Source organism: Rhodanobacter sp. FDAARGOS 1247 (assembly GCF_016889805.1).
Classification (GTDB): domain Bacteria; phylum Pseudomonadota; class Gammaproteobacteria; order Xanthomonadales; family Rhodanobacteraceae; genus Rhodanobacter.
Map to the genome: position 1 here is coordinate 295,285 of NZ_CP069535.1, position 16,285 is coordinate 311,569.

Below are 16,285 nucleotides of genomic sequence, written 5' to 3' on the forward strand. Positions count from 1 at the left end.
CGTCCAGACGTCCAAAAGAAAAAGCCGCCGGGAGACCGGCGGCTTTTTTTGTGCCTTCCGAAAACTCAGAGCCTGTGAAGAAAACCACTTCTTGTGGTGTTCTTCTATCGAACGCCCGGTACATGCCCGGACGTACTCACGTGAATCAGTCACTTGCGTGACCGATCCACGTCCGGCCATCCACGTCCGACCATCCATGGCCGGGCTTCGAGGTTGAAAAAATCACAACCTCTCAGAACTTGATCCGGAAACCCATGTTGAAGGCGTTGTAGCGCTGGCTGGTATCGCTGAAGCGGGCGTTGTAGCCGATCCAGCTGGTCACCTTCGGGGTGAGCTGGGCGGACAGCCCCAGGTCGACCGTGCCCCAGGCCTTGTCCGGGACGAAGCCGACCATCGAGAACGAGCCGTTCATGGTGTTCAGGCCGGTGCTGACCGTGCGCACGGAGTCGGCCTTGCTGTCGCGCGTCCAGGCCAGTTCGGCGTAAGGCGACATGACCAGGTTGGCCACCTGCCACTGACCCTGCAGCCGCCAGCCGATGCTGCCCAGCAAGGCGCGCCGGCGCTGCTTGCCGAACCACATGGCGGTGGCGTCGCTGCCGATTTCGGCATAGCCGTCGACCTTCGCGTCCTGCCATTCGAAGCTGGCGAACGGGCCGGTGCGGATGTCGTCGAAACTGAACCACCAGCCGCCGTTGATGTTGGCGCCGACGTGCGAGCCGTCGGTGTTGCCGACTTCGCTGATGCGCGCCGCGCCGACCTGGAAGTTGCGTTCGATGTGCTTGAAGTCGGACTCGCCGTAGTGGACGATGCCGCCCACGTAGCCGCCGCCGGCCTGCCACGTCACGTAGCCCAGGCCCGAGTAGTCGACCAGGTGGTAGCCACCGCCGCCGTTCATGTGCGCGGTGTCGCGGGCGATGCCCAGCGCCACGCCGGCGGACAGGTTCTCGTTGACGCGCATGTCGTAGCCCAGCGTGAAGTGCGCGTTGTCGCTGTTCACCGACGGCGAGCTGGGGCTGGCGTCGAAACGCTGCTGGGCGTAGTCGATGTTGACGAAGGCGCGGGTGCCTTCACCCAGGCTGTCCTGCAGGATCTGGTTGTGCAGGGCACGGCCATAGGCGGTGATCGCGGACAACGGTGCTTCACCGAGCAGGGAGACCTGCTGCGGCGCGGCCAGTTCGGACGACACCACCTGGCCGAGCATCCGGTGCGCGGCGGTCGTGGGGTGGACGCCGTCGGCGAACAGATAGTTCTGGTCCGCGCCGGCGGCGACCAGGGTCGTGCCGTCGCAGTCGTGGGAGCTGGACGTGGTGCAGGCCGGCGTGGTGACGTTCGCGAAACCGTACTTGCCCGGGTCGGCCAGCACCTGGTCGAACAGCGCGTAGGCATTCACCGCCAGCGTGTGATCGCCCAGGCCGGCATTGAGGATCTGGTTGTAGGACTGCGACACGTCGGTGAGCATGCCGCTGATGCCCGGCACCAGAGCCTCGTTCGCCCGGGCCGACGGGGTGGCGCCGATATTGGGCAGGTTGAACACCACCAGGTGCTGCGCGCCGGCCTGCTTGAGCTGGTTGATCAGCGCCACCTCCTGGGTGGCCGCGGCGTTGATGTTCGTTGTGGCCTGCTGCAGGGTTTCGCCGTAACCGGGGATGACCACGCCCACGCCGTACTGGGTGGAGTGATAGAAGATGTCGTTCGCGCCGCCCCAGATCATGTAGAGGCTGTGCGGATCGGCCTTGGCACCGTTGGCCAGGTAACCGTTGACCTGCTGGGTGATGGTCTGGATCTGCGGCGCCGGATCGCTGTTGGTGGTGATGCCCGCGCCGCCATAGGCGTAGTCGCTGCCGCCCAGTCGGGATGGCTGCAGGTCGAGGCCCAGCTGGTCGGCCACGTTCTGCACGGTGACCTGGCCGGGATTGGTGGTGAACTTGTCGTACGCGCCGGCGGTGTTGGGCAGGTTGCCCGCATCACTGAGGCTGTCGCCGAACACCACGACATGGTTGAACGTGGAGCGATCGGTGGCCTGCGCGGCGTTGGCCAGCAGCATGGCGGCGGCGATCGCGCCGGCCAGATGACGTGTGCGAAGCATGCATGGACTCCTGGAGTAGCGGCCCCGGAAGGGCCGCGTAGATTTCACTAAAGTAACGGAAAGCCTGCGGCTGCACCATCGACGTCAGTTCTTGCGAGCCTTCGCAAAAGCATCCGCGAAGGCGCCGCTGGCGGGTGGTGGCGTGGGTTTGGGCAGGCCGCCACGGCTGGGCGGACGGCCATCGCGTGGTCCGCGGCCTTCCGCGGCGCCGGCGCCGCGTTCGCGCGTCTGTCCGGGTTCGTCGTCCAGCCGCATGCTGAGGCCGATGCGCTGGCGCGGCAGGTCGACCTCCATCACCTTGACCTTGACGATGTCGCCGGCCTTCACCGCGTCGCGCGGATCTTTCACGAAGGTATGCGACAGCGCCGAGACATGGACCAGGCCGTCCTGGTGCACGCCGATGTCGACGAAGGCACCGAACGCCGCCACGTTGGTGACGCGGCCTTCGAGGATCATGCCCGGCCGGAGATCCTTCACGTCCTCGACGCCTTCGGCGAAGCTCGGCGCCACGAATTCCGGGCGCGGATCGCGACCGGGCTTCTCCAGTTCCTTGAGGATGTCGCGCACGGTCGGCACGCCGAATTTCTCGTCGGTGAACTGTTCGACCTTCAGCCCGCGCAGGAAGCCGGTGTCGCCGATGATGTTGCGCACCTCGCGGCCGCACTGGGCGATGATCCGCTCGACCACCGGATAGGCTTCCGGATGCACCGAGCTGGCGTCCAGCGGATTGTCGCCGTTCGGCACGCGCAGGAAACCCGCGCATTGCTCGAACGCCTTGTCGCCCAGCCGCGGCACTTTCAGCAGCGCCTTGCGGTTGGCGAACGGACCGTTGGCGTCGCGGTGCTTGACCACGTTCTCGGCAACGCTGGCGCTGAGGCCGGCGACGCGGGACAGCAGGGCGGCCGAGGCGGTGTTGACGTCCACGCCGACGGCATTGACGCAATCCTCGACGCGGGCATCCAGCGCGCGGGCCAGCTTGATCTGGTTCACGTCGTGCTGGTACTGGCCCACGCCGATCGCCTTCGGCTCGATCTTCACCAGCTCGGCCAGCGGGTCCTGCAGGCGGCGGGCGATCGACACCGCGCCGCGCAGGGTGACGTCGAGGTCGGGGAATTCCCTGGCGGCGGTTTCGGACGCCGAATACACCGAGGCGCCCGCCTCGCTCACCACGATCTTGGCGATCGTGTGCGAGGCGTCGGCCTTGGCCAGGCCCTTGATCAGTTCGCCGGCCAGCTTGTCGGTCTCGCGCGAGCCGGTGCCGTTGCCGATCGAGATCAGGTCGACGTGATGCTGCTTGCACAGCCGGGCCAGCGAGGCCAGCGATTCGTTCCACTGCCGCTTCGGCTCCAGCGGGTAGATGGTGTCGGTGGCGAGGACCTTGCCGGTGGCGTCGACCACGGCGACCTTGCAGCCGGTGCGGATGCCGGGGTCCAGCCCCATCACCGTCTTCGCGCCCGCCGGGGCAGCCAGCATCAGGTCCTTCAGGTTGTCGCCGAACACCCGGATCGCCTCGTCCTCGGCGCCTTCGCGCACGCGGCCGAACAGGTCGAGGGTGAGGTGCAGGTGCAGCTTCACGCGCCAGGTCAGGCGCACGGTTTCGCGCAGCCAGGCATCGGCGGCGCGGCCGCGGTTGTGGATGTTTGCGTGCGCTGCCACCCGGCCCTCGGCTTCGGCGTGGCCCTGCTCGCTGTCGGCGGCGGGTGCCAGCTCGATCTCGATTACGCCTTCGTTGCGGGCGCGCATCAGTGCCAGCAGGCGGTGCGAGGGAATCTTGCCGATCGGTTCGACATGGTCGAAATAGTCGCGGAACTTCGCGCCCTCGTTCTGCTTGCCCTCGACCACGGTCGCGCGGATCTGCCCCTGCGTCCACAGCCAGTCGCGCAGCTCGCCGACCAGGTGGGCGTCTTCGGCGATCGATTCCATCAGGATCGCGCGGGCGCCATCCAGCGCCGCGCGCACGTCGGCGATGCCTTTCTCCGCGTCGACGAAGGACTCGGCGAACGCTTCCGGGGTCAGCGTGGGATCGTCGCGCAGGCCCAGCGCCAGCGGTTCCAGCCCCGCCTCGCGGGCGATCTGCGCCTTGGTGCGGCGCTTGGGCTTGAACGGCAGGTACAGGTCTTCCAGCCGCGCCTTGGTGTCGGCGGCGAGCAGGTCGGCCTTCAAGGTGTCGTCGAGCTTGCCCTGTTCCTCGACGCTGGCGAGGATCGCCGCGCGACGTTCTTCCAGCTCGCGCAGGTAGCGCAGGCGTTCCTCCAGCAGGCGCAGTTGGGTGTCGTCGAGGCCGCCGGTGACCTCTTTGCGATAGCGCGCGATGAACGGCACAGTGGCGCCGCCGTCGAGCAGTTCGACCGCGGCGCGGACCTGGGCGGTGCTGGCGGCGATATCGGTGGCGATGCGTTGTTCGATGCTTTGCATGAGCGACTTTCGATTCCTTGCAACGGCGCGTGGCGCCGGATGAACGGGACTGACCCTTGATGATAACAAGTGATCCCGAGGGCGCTGCCCCGCCAAACAAACGGCGCCGCGGATCGACCGCGGCGCCGCTGCTGTCCCGATTCAGGCCAGGATCACGCGTTGAACGAGTTGTTCTTCCTGCCGGCGGGCGCGCCGTTGAACTCGCTGGCGCGGCCATTCAGCACCAGGGTGCCGCAGATCATGTCGTGCAGGCCCTGCTTGCGCTGGGTCCAGCCGGCCATCAGGAAGCCGACGCCGAGAATGATCACGCTGAGGAACTTGGCGAAATAGCGACCCAGCGCCTTCAGGAAACTGATCCGGTTGCCGTCCAGGTCGGTGACCCGGATGCCCAGCGCCAGCTTGCCCACCGTGCCCTGCCAGGCCGAGCTTTCGCAAACCACGAAATAGAGGATGCCCACCACCATGATCAGCAGCATCGCCGGCCACATCTGGCCGTAGTAATGCGCGTTGGCGGCCATCATCGCGTCCGGGTTGCCGGCGCCATCCAGGATCGCCTGCTGCAGCGCGGCCTTCGCCGCGGTGCCACCGAACGCCTTCTCGATCAGTACCTGCGGGATGTACAGGATGATCGCGTCGAGGATGTAGGCGGCGAAGCGTTTCCAGAAGCCGGCATAGTCTTCCAGCGCGGCGGCCGTGGTCTGCGGCAGCAGCGGTGCGGCAGGTGCGGCGTACGGGTTGCTGCCCGCGGCGGCTGCAGGGGGTGCCGCGCTTACCGCGTCGGGAAACAGCACCGACAGCGGCTGCCAGTCGGCGAGGCCTTCGTACCAGGCCAGGTCGGCCGGGCTGACCTGGCCACTGCGCAGCCACTGGCGCACGTCTTCTTCCTTGTAGGGGCCATGTCGTTCACCGTCGCGGCCGATCCAGATCTCCATTGCGCACTCCCCATGCTGGTCAAAGTGGGCATGATGCCATGAGCGGCCGCGATTGCCGCAAGCTCAGGCCGCGTTGCGGCGCTTCAGGTGCACCAGCAGCAGCGAAACCGCGGCGGGCGTCACGCCGCTGACGCGGGCGGCCTGGCCGACGGTGGCCGGCAGCGAACGCTTGAGCTTCAGCAGCACTTCGGCGGACAGTCCGCGCACCTTGTCGTAGTCGAAGCCGGCCGGGATCGGCAGGTGCTCCTGGCGTCGCTGGCGCTCGATCTCCTCGCGCTGGCGCTCGAGGTAGCCGGCGTACTTCACCTGCACCTCGACCTGCGCCACGACGTCCTCGGCGGTCAGCGTCGGGCCCAGTTCGGCGACCTCGGCAAGCCTGGCGTAGTCGAGTTCGGGACGGCGCAGCAGGTCGGTCGCGCTGGTCTCGCGGGTGACCGTGATGCCGAGCTGCCGCTGCACGGCCGCGCCCAGCGCATTCGTCGGCGAGATCCACAGCGAGCCGAGTCGCTGCAGTTCGCGCTCCACCGCGTCGCGCTTGGCGCGCAAGGCATCGAAGCGCGCCTGCGCCACCACGCCCAGCTCGAAACCCCGTTCGGTGAGGCGCAGGTCGGCGTTGTCCTCGCGCAGGTGCAGCCGGTATTCGGCGCGCGAGGTGAACATGCGGTAGGGCTCGATCGTGCCGTTGCTGGTGAGGTCGTCGATCAGCACGCCGATGTACGCCTCGTCGCGGCGCGGATACCACGGCGCCTTGCCCTGCACCGACAGCGCCGCGTTGAGGCCGGCGATCACGCCTTGCGCGGCGGCCTCTTCATAGCCGGTGGTGCCGTTGATCTGGCCGGCGAAGTACAGGCCGGGGATCGCCTTGGTCTCCAGCCATGGGTTCAGGCCGCGCGGGTCGAAGTAGTCGTACTCGATCGCGTAGCCGGGACGGGTGATGTGGGCGTGCTCGAAGCCCTTGATCGACTGCACCAGGGCCAGCTGCACGTCGTACGGCAGCGAGGTGGAGATGCCGTTCGGGTAGATCTCGAACGTGTCCAGCCCTTCCGGCTCGATGAAGATCTGGTGCGAGGACTTCTCGGCGAAGCGCACCACCTTGTCCTCGATCGACGGGCAATAGCGCGGGCCCACGCCCTCGATCTGGCCGGTGTACAGCGGCGAGCGGTCCAGCGCGCCGCGGATGATCTCGTGCGTGCGCTCGGAGGTATGCGTGATCCAGCAGCTGACCTGGCGCGGGTGTTCGTCGCGCGAGCCCAGGTAGGAGAATACCGGCGCCGGCGTGTCGCCGGGCTGCTCGTCGAGGCCGCTGAAGTCGATGCTGCGCAGGTCGATCCGCGGCGGCGTGCCGGTCTTCAGGCGGTCGGCGGCCACCGGCAGTTCGCGCAGCTTTTGCGCCAGCGTGCTGGCCGGCGGATCGCCCGCGCGACCCCCGGCGTACTGCGCCTGGCCGATGTGGATCTTGCCGGCGAGGAAGGTGCCCGCAGTGAGCACCACACTACGGGCGTTGAAGGTGAGGCCCATCTGGGTGACCACCCCGCAGACGCGTCCCCCTTCGATGATCAGGTCGTCCACCGCCTGCTGGAACAGCTCGAGGTTGGGCTGGGTTTCCACGATGTAGCGGATCGCCGCCTTGTACAGGGCGCGGTCGGCCTGGCAGCGCGTGGCGCGCACGGCCGGACCTTTCGAGGCGTTCAAGGTGCGCCACTGGATGCCTGCACGATCCGCCGCATGCGCCATCGCACCGCCCAGCGCGTCGATCTCCTTGACCAGGTGGCCCTTGCCGATGCCACCGATGGCCGGGTTGCAGCTCATCTGGCCGATCGTCTCGATGTTGTGGCTGAGCAGCAGGGTGCGCGCGCCGGTGCGGGCGGCGGCCAGCGCGGCTTCGGTGCCGGCGTGGCCGCCACCGATCACGATGACGTCGTAACGGGTCGGGTGGTGCATCAAACTGACCTGAGCGTGCAAAAAGTGACGAAACGGGGCGACATGGTAACGCCATCAAGGGTTTGTGAGCCGAAACCGACGAATGGCACGCTTCCTGCTTTGATTGCCGCAGCACTTTCCAGGGCAGACGCTGCGCGACTACGCGCGCCGAGATCGAACTGACAGGGGTTCGATCGCGTACCGGGAAAGGAAGCAAGACGGCACCCCTCGGGGTGCCGTCGTCTTTTGTGCAGTCCGAACGGCCGCGCGCACCGCCGGATCGCCCAAATGACGAGGCCCCGCGGTGGTAGCCGCGGGGCCTCGTGCTTTTAGATCTGGCGCTCGGCGGTCTCAGGAACAGGGGGAATCCAGGATGACCGTATTGCCGAACGCCAGAAACCGGAAACTCGCTGAAACGAAAGCAGCGTCTGCCGTCTCGTGGTGCGGGTCGATAGTCACCGAAAATGCGTGAACAAAGGGTGACTGAAAAGGAATTTTGTGTCCGATCACGGCAGCTGATGACGTGCTGCGTCAGTCGTGTGATCCATGCCCGGAAAAACTGTGACGGACATCACACATGGCATGGCGGTTGCATTCCCTTCGCTACCAAACCACGAAGGGGATATGTCATGGACATGAGCTTCGATTTCCAACCCGTCTATCCGCATCATGACCTGCTGGTCGAACTGGGCCAGGTCGAAATGGACATCGACGAGCTGTACGACCGCAATGACAGCGAGCGTGACGCACTGCAGCCCGACCTGGAATCGCGCATGCAGAGCCTGCTGGACGCGCTTGATCATCTGGCCGTCTGAATGAAGAACCCGCCCACGTGCGTGGTGACACCACCACGCACCGCAGGGCGAGATACCGGGGCAGCCCCACTGCGCGGCACCCCGTCGACGGTCAGTGATTCAACACGCTGCCGATGATTTCGGCGAGATTGCGGGACAGCCCGCGATGCGCCGCCAGCTCCACGATCACCGTCCGCGCCGCCTCGCGCCGCCGCGGCTCCAGCCGCTGCCAGCCGTTGAACGCCGTGGCCAGTCGCGCCGCGACTTGCGGGTTCAGCGCATCCAGCGACACCAGGCGCTCGGCCAGCAGGCGATAGCCGGCACCATCGATGCGATGGAAGCCGCTGGGGTTATTGCGCACGAACGCACCCAGTAGCGACTGCACCCGGTTCGGATTCTTCAGCGTGAACGCGTCGTCGCGCTCCAGCAGTTGCACGCGCTCCAGCGCGGGCTCGCCCGGCAACTGCGCCTGCACCGCAAACCACTTGTCCAGCGCCAGCGCATCGCCGGCATGACGTGCGCGGTATTCGAGCAGGGCCGTGGACGCCTGCGGCGCGCCACTGCGCACCAGCACGGACAGCGCGGCGAGGCGATCGGTCATCCCCGGCGCGTCGCGGAACTGCGCGGCCGCCAGTTCGGCCGCGCCGTCACGGTCCAGCAAGGCCAGCAACTCCAGCACGCGGCGCTTGAGCCGGCGACGCGCCTGGCTGACGGCATCCAGCGCGATGCTGGTGTGCGCGGCCAGCGCGGCGTGGCGCTGGCGCAGGGCGTCGGCGCCCAGGCGCGCGGCCAGCCGCTGCTGCAGTTCCTGGCGCAACTGGTGAATGCGCTGCGGATCGATCGCCGACTCGCGCTCGGCCAGTTCCACTTCGCCCGGCGGGGTCAGCAGGTCGGCCAGCAAGGCGTCGTCGATCGTGGCGTTGCCGAACAGCGAGGCCAGCGCATCGCACCAGGCCAGCAAGGCGTCGGACGCGTTGCCGTCGCGCAGGTTCTCGTAGGCGCGCGCCGCCAGCTGCTGGCCGGCTTCCCAGCGGTTGAAGCCGTCGATGTCGTGGGCCAGCAGCAGGGCCAGCTCATCCGGCGCGTAGTCGCACTCCAGCACCACCGGCGCGGAAAAGCCCCGCAGCAGCGACGGCACCGGCGCGGTGATCACGTTGGTGAACACGAAGTCCCGTTCGGCCTGGTCCAGCACCACCACCATCTCGTTCGATGGTCCGGACGTCTGGCCGTCCAGATGCAGGGGCAGCATGTCACCGTGACGGGTGAACAGCGCCAGCTTCACCGGGATCGGCAGCGGCGGCCGTGCCTCCGCGCCGTTGCCGCCGGGCGCGCGCTGGCCCAGGCTCAGCGTGTAGGTATGCGCGGCTGCGTCGTACTGGCCGTGAGCCTTCAGTCGCGGCGTGCCGGCCTGGCCGTACCAGGCCAGGTACGGGGAGAGGTCGGTGTCGTTGGCTTCGCCCAGCGCGGCGAGGAAATCCTCGATCGTGGCGGCGCGGCCGTCGTTGCGCTCGAAATACCGGTCCATGCCGCGGCGGAAGCCGTCCTGGCCCAGTGCGCCGGCCAGCATGCGCACCAGCTCCGAGCCCTTCTCGTAGACGGTGGCGGTATAGAAATTGTTGATCTCGCTGTACTGCGCCGGGCGCACCGGATGCGCCAGCGGGCCGGCGTCTTCGGGGAACTGGGCGCGACGCAGCAGCGACACGTCCTCGATCCGCTTCAGCGGCGCCGAGTTCATGTCGGCCGAGAAGCTCTGCTCGCGGAACACGGTGAGCCCTTCCTTCAGGCTCAGCTGGAACCAGTCGCGGCAGGTGACCCGGTTGCCGCTCCAGTTGTGGAAATACTCGTGGGCGACCACCGCCTCGACGTGGCGGTATTCGTCGTCGGTGGTCGAATCCGGATCGGCCAGCAGGCACTTCGCGTTGAAGATGTTGAGGCCCTTGTTCTCCATCGCGCCCATGTTGAAGTCGTGGGTGGCGACCACGTGGAACACGTCCAGGTCGTAGTTGCGGCCGTAGGCCTGCTCGTCCCAGCGCATCGAGCGCTCCAGCGCGTCCATCGCGTAGTGGCAGCGGTCGATCGCGTCGGGCTCGGCCCAGATCTTCAGCTGCACCGCGCGGCCGTCGGCGGTGACGTAGTCGCGCTCGATCACCTCCAGCCGGCCCGCGACCAGGGCGAACAGGTAGCTCGGCTTGGGATGCGGGTCGACGAAGCGCGCCCAGTGCCGGCCGCCCTCGAGTTCGCCGGCGCCATCCGGATTGCCGCCGGCCAGCAGCACCGGGAAGCGCGCGCGATTGGCGCGCAGGGTGACCGTGTAGCTGGACAGCACGTCGGGCCGGTCGGGGAAGAAGGTGATGTGGCGGAAGCCCTCGGCCTCGCACTGGGTCAGCAGGAAGCCGGCCTCGCGCGAGCCGGACAGGTACAGGCCTTCCAGTGCGGTGTTCGCCGCCGGCCGCAGCCGCACGCGGGTCTCCAGCACGCTGCCGTCGCGGGCGCCGTCGACTTCCAGCACGTTGCCGGCGTAGCGGTAGGCGGTGGCGGGCAACGGCACGCCATCCAGGCTGATCGACAGCAGCTGCAGGTCCTCGCCATCCAGGCGCAGCGGCCCGTCCTGGGCGGGGTCGCGGCGCAGGCGCAGGCGCGAACACAGTTCGCTGGCGTCGATGCCGAGGTCGAAATCCAGTTCGACCGTCTCCACGCGCCAGGCCGGCGCACGGTAGTCGCAAAGACGGATCAAGGCCGGGGCGGCTTGCTCGGGGAGTGCATGCATGGGATAGAGATGGGGCGTGGGGATCGAAAAGGATACCATGCACCTGTTAAACCACAGGAAAATCCCATGGGTGCGACGCGCTACACCGCCCGGCTCAGCCGCCTTGGCGATCAGGACATCGTGGTGCTGACGGACGTCGACGGCGGCCGCTGCATCCGCATCGCGCGACGTGGCGCGGCCCTGCTCAGCTTCGAGGCCGATGTCGACGGCACAACCCGCGACCTCGCCGCAGGCTATGAAGACGCCAGTGAGATCGTGCACCGGCCGGGTTCGCGCTTCGCGATCATGGTGCCGTTCGCCGGCCGCATCGCCGATGCGCGCTATGACTTCGACGGCCAGCCGCAGGATCTCGATCCGGGCGTCACTGGCGCCGATCGGGCCAGCCGCCACGGCTTCGTGCGCGACGCGGTGTTCGAGGTCGCCGACCTGGGTGCGGACGACGATGCCGCCCGGGTCACCTTGCGCACCAGCGCGATCCGCCCGCAGCCGGGCTATCCGCACGCGATCGACCTAGCGGTGACGTTCACCCTCGACTACGCCGGACTCGGCCTGGAGGCCGTCATGCGCAACGTCAGCGACAGTGCGGCGCCGTGCTTCTTCGGCTGGCACCCGTACTTCCGCGTGGCCGATGGCGAGGTCGACGACTGGCAGTTGCAGGTTCCCGCGCAGACCCTGATCCGCACCGGCGCCGACCTGATCGCGCTGGCCGGCGCCGAGGCGTATGTACCGCTGGACGATGCGCCGGCGCTGGATTTCCGCCGGCCGCGGCTGATCGGCGACAGCATCCTCGACCAGGGTTATACCGACCTGGCGGCCGACGCCGATGGCCGCATCCGCACCCGCCTGGTCGATCCGGCCAGCGGCTTCGCCGTCACGGTGTGGCAGGAGCGCGGCGTGATGCACGCGTTCACCGCCGACACGGTGAGCCGCGATGCGCGCCGCGCGATCGCGCTGGAGCCGATGGAATGCATGGCCGACGCCTTCAACCGTCCCGAATGCGCCGCGGCGATCCGGCTGGAGCCCGGCGCCGTGCGCATTTTCCGCTGTGGTGTGGAGATCGAATCGTGAAAGATGCCCTGCCGTGTTTCGACGACATCCGCGATGCCGCCGCGCGCATCGCCCCGCACGCGCGACCCACCCCGGTCCTGCGCAGCGCCCGGCTGGATGCGCTGGCCAACGCCGAGCTGCACTTCAAGGGCGAGCATCTGCAGCGTGGCGGCGCGTTCAAGTTCCGCGGCGCCTGCAATGCCGTGTGGTCGCTCGACGACGCCACGGCGGCGCGCGGCGTGGTCACCCATTCCTCCGGCAACCACGGCAACGCGCTGGCGCTGGCCGCAGCCACCCGCGGCATCGTCGCCCACGTGGTGGTGCCCGAAGGCGCGGTGCGCGCCAAGCTGGAGGCGATCGAGCGCGCCGGCGCGATCCTGCATCGCTGCGCGCCGACCCAGGCGGCCCGCGAGGCGAAGTGCGCCGAAGTGCAGCGCGACACCGGCGCCGAGCTGGTGCATCCGTATGCCGACACGCGGGTGATGGCCGGGCAGGGCACGCTCGCCCTCGAACTGCTGCAGCAGGCCGGCGCGCTGGACGCGCTGATCACCCCGGTCGGTGGTGGCGGCCTGGCCAGTGGCGTGGCGATCGCCGCCCACGGTCTCGACCCGGCGCTGGCGCTGTTCGGCGCCGAGCCGCTGGGCGCCGACGACGCGGCGCGCTCGCTGGCCCGGGGCACGCGGGTCACCAGCGTGGTGCCCGACACCGTCTGCGACGGCCTGCGCGCCCTGATCGGCGAGCGCAACCTCGACGCGCTGCGCGCTCATCATGTCGAGGTGATCACCGTCAGCGACGCGGAGACCATCGCGGCCATGCAGTTGCTGTGGACCGAGCTGAAGCAGGTGGTGGAAGTGTCCAGCGCCACCGTGCTGGCGGCGATCCTGCAGCAGCCGCAACGCTTCGCCGGCAAGCGCGTCGGCGTGGTGCTGACCGGCGGCAACGTGGATCTCGCCGCGTTGCCGTGGTGATCAGGCGCGGCGTTTCGCACCCACGCCGCTGACCGCCACCAGCCCGGCCAGCACGAACACGATGCCCAGCAGCTCCATCATCGACGGCTGCTCGTGCAGGATCAGCCACGCCAGCAGCACGCTGACGATCGGCACGCCCAGGCTGGAAATGCTGGCCACCGTGGTCGGCAGCCGCTGCAGCACGATCGACCACAGCCACCAGGCCAGGCTGGAAGCCAGCAGCACGCTGTAGGCCAGCCCCGCGACGAAGGCCGCGTTCCACTCGATCGCCCGCTCCGGCACCGCCAGCGCGATCGCGCCCAGCACCACGCCGCCCAGCAGCATCTGCCACGCGGTGAGGTTGAGCACCGACGGCGCGTGCCGCTGGAACATCCGCTTGCTGAGCACCGTGCCGGCCGCCCAGGCCGCGCCGCCGGCGATCGCCAGCGTGGTGCTCAGCGCGCTGCCCAGTTCATGCCACGGTTCGATGATGCAGAGCAGCCCGATCGCCGCCAGCCCCACGCCGATCCAGTGACGTCGCGTGGGCCGGTCGCCCAGCACCAGCCAGGCCAGCAGCACCGCCCAGAACGGCATGGTGTAGGCGAGCAGGGCGACATGCCCGGCGCCACCGCCGATCAGCGCCCATTGCTCCAGCCCCTGGAACGCGGTGGTCTGGCACAGCCCGATCAGCAGGGTGGGCAACAGCGGCGGTGGCCGCAGCGACTGCCGCGACAGCAGCAGCGCGCCGAACAGCACGGCGGCGCCGAGCAGGTAACGCAGCGCCGCGAAATGGAACGGGCCGGCATACGCCAGCACCTGTTTCATCACGACCCAGCTGTACGCCCAGATCAGGATGGTGACGAACAGCGCGGACAGCGCGCCGCGTGAGGGCGAGGGCGACATGGGAAACCGGGCGCGGATGGGGCGACAAGTCTAGCGGGCTGGGTTAGCTTGTGCGGCACCTCGTGAGCACAAGCCCGCCATGACCAGGACCACCGAACCGCACCGTTGCCAATGGGCCGCCGCCGGCGACGCCCTGATGCGCGACTACCACGACACCGAATGGGGCACGCCGCTGCACGACGACCGCGGCCTGTTCGAGTTCCTCTGCCTGGAAGGCGCCCAGGCCGGCCTGTCGTGGCGCACCGTGCTCAACAAGCGCGACAACTACCGCAAGGCCTTCCACGATTTCGAGATCGCCCGGGTGGCCGCGATGAGCGATCGCGAGCTGGAAAAATGCCTGCTCGATCCCGGCATCATCCGCAACCGCCTCAAGGTCTCCTCGGTCCGCGACAACGCCGTCGCCGCGCAGAAGGTGATCGGGGAATTCGGCAGTCTGGACGTCTGGCTGTGGTCCTTCGTCGACGGCAAGCCGCTGCGCAATCGCTGGCGCGAACAGGCCGAGGTGCCGGCCAGCACCGAACTGTCCGACCGCATGAGCAAGACACTGAAGAAACGCGGCTTTCGCTTCGTGGGCACCACCATCTGCTACTCGCTGCTGCAGGCCACCGGGATGATCAACGATCACCTGGTGGGCTGCTTCCGGCACAAGGCGTGCACGGAGGCTTGAGTCGCAGGGCCATAGGCTGAACCTTCGAATCCCCGGAGTCTTCGCATGCGCAATCTGGATTTCAGTTCGTGGCACGGGCTGCTAACGACACTGCTCGGGCTGGCGGTGATCACCCTGATCGGCGTCGGTATCCGTCTGCTGGCGATGCAGACGATCCAGCAGCGGCGCGAGCGCGAGAACCGGCAGATCAACGAACGCCTGCGCACGCTGATCGCCGCGTACAAGACGCTGGGCGGTTCCTTCACCGGCAATCTCGCGGTCGATCCCGCTCACTTGCGCGAGCTACGGCAGCGGGAGCTGCCGGAGGGGCGCGACGACTCCGGCAGCGATCGTTCGCGGCGTATACGCGACGCCGTCGAGGCGGCGTTGTCGGACATCATCCTGCTCGGCACCGAGGAGCAGGTGCGGCTGGCGGCAAGCGCTGCGGAGGAACTCGTCGCCGGGCGGCCCACGCACACCGCCGAACTGGTCGCGTCGCTGCGCGACTTCATTCGCCGGGTGCTGGATCTGGAACCGGTGCCGACCCATCTGTCCATTCCGAAACAGGGCCCCACCCGGGTCGCGGCCTCGCGCGGCAAGGGTGATGGCGCGAAGGACGGCGGCAAAGGTGGTGGTGCCAAGGGCGGCGGCGGAATGGGTGGCGGCATGGGCGGTGGCGGCATGGGTTTCGGTGCCGGCGATGACGGGCAGGATCATCATCACTGAGGGCTCGGTACGACCGACGGCATGAGCCGCTTCGCCTGCCATGGGCTTTGCGCGCGATCGCAGGCATCATGGCCACCGTTGTCCCCGTCGGCCCCCACCCGTGTCCCCACGTTCCGATTACGCCCCGGTGTTGTTCGCGGTCGCCATGCTGCTGGTCAGCATGGTGTCGTACCAGTGCGGCGCCGCGCTGGCCAAGCAGCTGTTTCCGCTGATCGGTGCGCAGGGCGCCACGGCGTGCCGGCTGGGCCTGGGCGCGCTGATCCTGCTGCTGGTGCGGCGACCGTGGCGCACGCCGCGGCGCACGCGCGACGTGCGTGCGCTGTGGGGCTACGGCTTGTCGATCGGCGCGATGAACCTGGTGTTCTACATGTCGCTGCGCACGATCCCGCTGGGCATCGCGGTGGCGCTCGAGTTCACCGGGCCACTGGCGCTGGCGCTGTTCGGCTCGCGCCGCTGGCTGGATTTTGCGTGGATCGCCCTGGTGCTGGCGGGACTGGCCCTGCTGTTGCCGTTGCGCGGGCAGGCGCAGGCGCTCGATCCGGTGGGCGTGATGTACGCGCTGGCCGCCGGCGTGGGCTGGGCGCTGTACATCGTGCTGGGCCAGAAGGCGGGCGCGGCGCACGGCGCGGACACGGTGACCTTGGGCACCTGCATCGCGGCGCTGCTGGCCATCCCGTTCGGCGTGGCGCACGCCGGCAGCGCGCTGTTCGCGCCTGCGTTGCTGCCGCTGGCGCTGGGCGTGGCCGTGCTCAGCTCGGCCCTGCCGTACTCGCTGGAGATGCTGGCGCTGACCCGCCTGCCCACGCGCAGCTTCGGTACCCTGCTGAGCCTGGAACCGGCCATCGCGGCGCTCGCCGGCGTGGGCTTCCTCGGCGAACACCTGAGCTTGCTGCAGTGGCTGGCGATCGTGGCGATCATCGTCGCCGCGGCCGGCACGGCACTCAGCGTGCGCCGACCGGTGGCCGAACCGCCGCTCAACTGAGCAGGTTCGTCAACGGCCCTCCTGCGTTTGCTTCGTCCACCGCTGCGTGCAGCTTAATGAAAAGAGTAGATCTCGGCGCCACTAACTAATGTCCGCTCTTGGGTTCATTTGCATGATTGA

Annotated in this window: 12 protein-coding genes; 6 read left to right on the forward strand and 6 right to left on the reverse strand. The window is 68.4% G+C overall.

Features of this window, described 5'->3' with window-relative positions; all coding sequences use genetic code 11:
- Positions 1 to 232: 232 nt before the first annotated feature.
- The 4 genes from I6J77_RS01280 to mnmG all read right to left on the reverse strand — a co-directional run bounded on the left by I6J77_RS01280 (position 233) and on the right by mnmG (position 7,374).
- Positions 233 to 2,086, reverse strand: coding sequence for an autotransporter outer membrane beta-barrel domain-containing protein (locus I6J77_RS01280; protein WP_204110259.1), 1,854 nt, complete (start codon positions 2,084 to 2,086; stop codon positions 233 to 235).
- 84 nt (positions 2,087 to 2,170) lie between these two features.
- Complete coding sequence (locus I6J77_RS01285; RefSeq protein ID WP_056716564.1) at positions 2,171 to 4,501, reverse strand: Tex family protein; 2,331 nt, start codon at positions 4,499 to 4,501, stop codon at positions 2,171 to 2,173.
- Between the two features lie 152 nt (positions 4,502 to 4,653).
- Positions 4,654 to 5,433 carry an RDD family protein gene (locus I6J77_RS01290; RefSeq protein WP_204110260.1) on the reverse strand — a complete coding sequence of 260 codons (780 nt, stop codon included), beginning with the start codon at positions 5,431 to 5,433 and terminating at the stop codon, positions 4,654 to 4,656.
- 63 nt (positions 5,434 to 5,496) lie between these two features.
- Positions 5,497 to 7,374 carry a tRNA uridine-5-carboxymethylaminomethyl(34) synthesis enzyme MnmG gene (gene mnmG / locus I6J77_RS01295; protein ID WP_204110261.1) on the reverse strand — a complete coding sequence of 626 codons (1,878 nt, stop codon included), beginning with the start codon at positions 7,372 to 7,374 and terminating at the stop codon, positions 5,497 to 5,499.
- 614 nt (positions 7,375 to 7,988) lie between these two features.
- Between mnmG and I6J77_RS01300 the strand changes: the two genes are divergently transcribed.
- Positions 7,989 to 8,168: a hypothetical protein gene (locus I6J77_RS01300; RefSeq protein ID WP_235577698.1), complete on the forward strand. Its 180-nt coding sequence runs from the start codon at positions 7,989 to 7,991 to the stop codon at positions 8,166 to 8,168.
- A gap of 91 nt (positions 8,169 to 8,259) precedes the next feature.
- On the opposite strand, the gene pepN is transcribed toward I6J77_RS01300, so the two are convergent.
- Positions 8,260 to 10,914 carry an aminopeptidase N gene (pepN, locus tag I6J77_RS01305; protein ID WP_204110262.1) on the reverse strand — a complete coding sequence of 885 codons (2,655 nt, stop codon included), beginning with the start codon at positions 10,912 to 10,914 and terminating at the stop codon, positions 8,260 to 8,262.
- Between the two features lie 66 nt (positions 10,915 to 10,980).
- Here pepN and I6J77_RS01310 point away from each other — a divergent pair, with 66 nt between their 5' ends.
- Both I6J77_RS01310 and I6J77_RS01315 read left to right on the forward strand, forming a co-directional pair.
- The gene (locus tag I6J77_RS01310; protein ID WP_204110263.1) at positions 10,981 to 11,982 is read left to right on the forward strand and encodes an aldose 1-epimerase; all 1,002 of its coding nucleotides are present in this window, start codon (positions 10,981 to 10,983) and stop codon (positions 11,980 to 11,982) included.
- The gene (locus I6J77_RS01315) at positions 11,976 to 12,929 is read left to right on the forward strand and encodes a pyridoxal-phosphate dependent enzyme (protein ID WP_204111360.1); all 954 of its coding nucleotides are present in this window, start codon (positions 11,976 to 11,978) and stop codon (positions 12,927 to 12,929) included. The genes I6J77_RS01310 and I6J77_RS01315 overlap by 7 nt, the downstream gene beginning before the upstream one ends.
- Here the strand turns inward: I6J77_RS01315 and I6J77_RS01320 are convergent, their stop codons facing one another.
- Positions 12,930 to 13,811 carry a DMT family transporter gene (locus I6J77_RS01320; RefSeq protein WP_204110264.1) on the reverse strand — a complete coding sequence of 294 codons (882 nt, stop codon included), beginning with the start codon at positions 13,809 to 13,811 and terminating at the stop codon, positions 12,930 to 12,932.
- Positions 13,812 to 13,890: 79 nt separating this feature from the next.
- Between I6J77_RS01320 and I6J77_RS01325 the strand changes: the two genes are divergently transcribed.
- The 3 genes from I6J77_RS01325 (at position 13,891) to rhtA (ending at position 16,165) form a co-directional block, all read left to right on the forward strand.
- Positions 13,891 to 14,478: a DNA-3-methyladenine glycosylase I gene (locus tag I6J77_RS01325; protein ID WP_204110265.1), complete on the forward strand. Its 588-nt coding sequence runs from the start codon at positions 13,891 to 13,893 to the stop codon at positions 14,476 to 14,478.
- Positions 14,479 to 14,523: 45 nt separating this feature from the next.
- Complete coding sequence (locus I6J77_RS01330) at positions 14,524 to 15,183, forward strand: hypothetical protein (protein ID WP_204110266.1); 660 nt, start codon at positions 14,524 to 14,526, stop codon at positions 15,181 to 15,183.
- A gap of 145 nt (positions 15,184 to 15,328) precedes the next feature.
- Positions 15,329 to 16,165 (forward strand): threonine/homoserine exporter RhtA, encoded by an 837-nt coding sequence (gene rhtA, locus I6J77_RS01335; protein WP_239309249.1) that lies wholly within the window; start codon positions 15,329 to 15,331, stop codon positions 16,163 to 16,165.
- Positions 16,166 to 16,285 lie beyond the last annotated feature (120 nt).

Bases quoted from the DNA above. Each gene is read 5' to 3' on its own strand.
- I6J77_RS01320 (WP_204110264.1), bottom strand. From the start codon at position 13,811: ATGTCGCCCTCGCCCTCACGCGGCGCGCTGTCCGCGCTGTTCGTCACC.
- I6J77_RS01325 (WP_204110265.1), top strand. From the start codon at position 13,891: ATGACCAGGACCACCGAACCGCACCGTTGCCAATGGGCCGCCGCCGGC.
- I6J77_RS01290 (WP_204110260.1), bottom strand. From the start codon at position 5,433: ATGGAGATCTGGATCGGCCGCGACGGTGAACGACATGGCCCCTACAAG.
- I6J77_RS01310 (WP_204110263.1), top strand. From the start codon at position 10,981: ATGGGTGCGACGCGCTACACCGCCCGGCTCAGCCGCCTTGGCGATCAG.
- I6J77_RS01280 (WP_204110259.1), bottom strand. From the start codon at position 2,086: ATGCTTCGCACACGTCATCTGGCCGGCGCGATCGCCGCCGCCATGCTG.
- I6J77_RS01285 (WP_056716564.1), bottom strand. From the start codon at position 4,501: ATGCAAAGCATCGAACAACGCATCGCCACCGATATCGCCGCCAGCACC.
- I6J77_RS01330 (WP_204110266.1), top strand. From the start codon at position 14,524: ATGCGCAATCTGGATTTCAGTTCGTGGCACGGGCTGCTAACGACACTG.
- I6J77_RS01300 (WP_235577698.1), top strand. From the start codon at position 7,989: ATGAGCTTCGATTTCCAACCCGTCTATCCGCATCATGACCTGCTGGTC.
- mnmG (WP_204110261.1), bottom strand. From the start codon at position 7,374: ATGCACCACCCGACCCGTTACGACGTCATCGTGATCGGTGGCGGCCAC.
- rhtA (WP_239309249.1), top strand. From the start codon at position 15,329: ATGCTGCTGGTCAGCATGGTGTCGTACCAGTGCGGCGCCGCGCTGGCC.
- pepN (WP_204110262.1), bottom strand. From the start codon at position 10,914: ATGCATGCACTCCCCGAGCAAGCCGCCCCGGCCTTGATCCGTCTTTGC.